Annotated in this window: 3 protein-coding genes; all 3 read right to left on the bottom strand. The window is 70.4% G+C overall.

Going from position 1 to position 2,214, the window contains the following annotated elements; all coding sequences use genetic code 11:
- Window positions 1–782, bottom strand: a 782-nt coding sequence (locus KZA10_RS12920; RefSeq protein ID WP_218683074.1) for a PaaX family transcriptional regulator C-terminal domain-containing protein, incomplete at its 3' end; no start/stop codon positions are given.
- Window positions 772–2,010, bottom strand: a complete 1,239-nt coding sequence (locus tag KZA10_RS12915; protein WP_218683073.1) for a kynureninase — start codon at window positions 2,008–2,010, stop codon at window positions 772–774. The genes KZA10_RS12920 and KZA10_RS12915, both read right to left, overlap by 11 nt.
- Window position 2,011: 1 nt before the next feature.
- Window positions 2,012–2,214, bottom strand: a 203-nt coding sequence (locus KZA10_RS12910; protein WP_218683072.1) for a hypothetical protein, incomplete at its 5' end; no start/stop codon positions are given.

The raw sequence follows: 2,214 nt of genomic DNA, 5'->3' as shown, positions 1-2,214 counted from the left end.
GTCAGCTCCGCCGACCGGCGGGCGAACTCGTCGAAGCTGTCACGACCGGGCCAATCGGCCGGCAGCATCGACGGGGGAAGCCCCGGATCGGTGTACGGCAGCACCCGCCAGCGGTCGATCAGCTGCACGTATGCGGCGAACGGCTCCGCTGGCAGGTCCGCGAGAGACGCCTGGAAGGCGAGGTGCTCGTCGCGCAGCGCATCCAGATCCCACCACTGCGCCGCAGCGTCGACGAGGCTGCCGGCGGGAACGGGGGCGGATGCCGGGAACAGCGTCGCCCACGGGCGCGCATCGAGTTCGTCGAGGATCTGCACCACCTCGTCCTGAAGGTGGCCGGGGCAGATCCACAGGGCGGGCGACACGACTCCCGCACCGATCCACTGCAGTCGTCGACGCAGCTGATGGCGCACGCTCCTCGCGCTCTCGGGGATCGAGAACGAGACCAGGCACCACGTGTCGGCGTCCGTCATCTCGCGCATCTCGAAGATGCGCCGATCGCCGCGTTCGAGCATCGGGATCGCTGCCGGGTTCAGCCCGTAGCCGATCTGCTTCTCACGGGCGGCGAGCAGCAGGCCCTTCTGCTTGAGGCGTGCGACACCGGTGCGCGCCGGGGCCGGTTCGATGCCGAGGTCGCCGGCGAGGGCGACCAGGTCGGCGGCGGAGATCCACCCGCCGAGCGGGCGCAGGAAGACGCCGATGAACGTCCGCAGCAACGATGCGGTGCTGCCGGGGCGCGCATCGATGTCGTCGAGGACGGGCGCGACGGCACGGTCAGAAGTCACCGGACTCCAAGGCGTCGCGCACCGCGAGCACGCCGGTGATGGTCTCGACGTGCGAGGTGCTCAGCGGAGAGAGTCCGAGGCGGATGCCGTCGGGGAATCGGAAGTCCGGGATGATGCCGTCCGCCCACAGGCGACGTGTGACGTCGCGGAAGTCCGGATGCCCGATCGTCACGTGTCCGCCTCGCAGCTCGGCATCGCGAGGGCTGAGCAGTCGCACACCGAGAGGGGCGAGCACCTCGTCGTAGGCACGCACGGCGAGATCGGTCAACGACTGCGACTTGGCCCGCACGCCCTCGATCGTCGAGTGCTCGATGAGGTCGAGCATCCCCTGCATCGCGAGCATCGACGTCACCGGGGGAGTGCCGCTGAGCAGCTGGCGGATGTCGCCGGACGGTACGTACTCCGGCCCCATCGCGAAGATGTCGGCCGCGCTCCACCAGCCCTGGATCGGCTGGCGCAGCACACCCTGCAGTCCGTGTCGGAGGTAGGCGAAGGCGGGGGAGCCCGGCCCGCCGTTCAAGTACTTGTAGGTGCAGCCGACAGCCATGTCGACACCCCACTCGTCGAGCTGCATCGGCACGACGCCGGCCGAGTGGCACAGATCCCACATCATCAGGGCGCCGGCCTCGCGCACCGTCGCGGTGATGCCCGGCATGTCGGCCAGGGCTCCCGAGCGATAGTCGACATGGCTCAGCGACACCAGGGCGGTGCGTGCGGAGACGACGGCCTCGACATCGGCGATGGTCACCCCGTGCACCGGGTCGGGTTCGATCCACCGCAGCGTCATCCCCGTCTCGGCGGCCACGCCCTCGGCGAGGAACCGGTCGGTGGGGAAGTTGCCCGCCTCGATCACGAGCTCGGTGCGGTCCGGATCGGCCGACGCGGCGGCGCGCATGAGCTTGTAGATCAGCACGCTGGTCGAATCGGCCACGACGGTCTGGCCGGGGGCGGCGCCGAGAGCGACCCGTCCGATGCGGTCGCCCAGCTCCATCGGCAGCGCCATCCACTGCTCGTCCCACGAGCGGATCAGCCGCGTGCCCCAGTCGTCCCGCACGAAGGCGGCGATCTTCTCGGGGACTTCGCGCAGGGGACGCCCGAGCGAGTTGCCGTCGAGGTACGCGGTGACGCCAGGAGCCTCGGCGAACGCATCGAGGTGGGCGTGCAGCGGATCGGCCGCATCGAGAGCGCGGGCGAGTTCGAGGAGGGAGGAGTCGGGCGTCATGGTCATGTCACACCTTCAGGTCTGCGGGGGTGAGGGGGCGGGCGTCGAGCGGATCGGCGCTCGACGGGGTTCCGCCGGGGATGAGGAGGAGAGCGGAGTGGGGTTCGCGCGGGTCCACGGGGGCGAGAGCCTGCAGCAGGGCGGCATCGTCGAGTCCTGCCTCGCGGAGAGCGGCGACCTCGTGCGGGTTCAGATCGACCGGCATCGGTC

Origin of the sequence: Microbacterium sp. BF1 (genome assembly GCF_019279095.1) — a bacterium.
Taxonomy (GTDB): domain Bacteria; phylum Actinomycetota; class Actinomycetes; order Actinomycetales; family Microbacteriaceae; genus Microbacterium; species Microbacterium maritypicum.
Note: the sequence above shows the minus strand (reverse complement) of the source record. Positions and strands in the feature narration are given on the sequence as shown.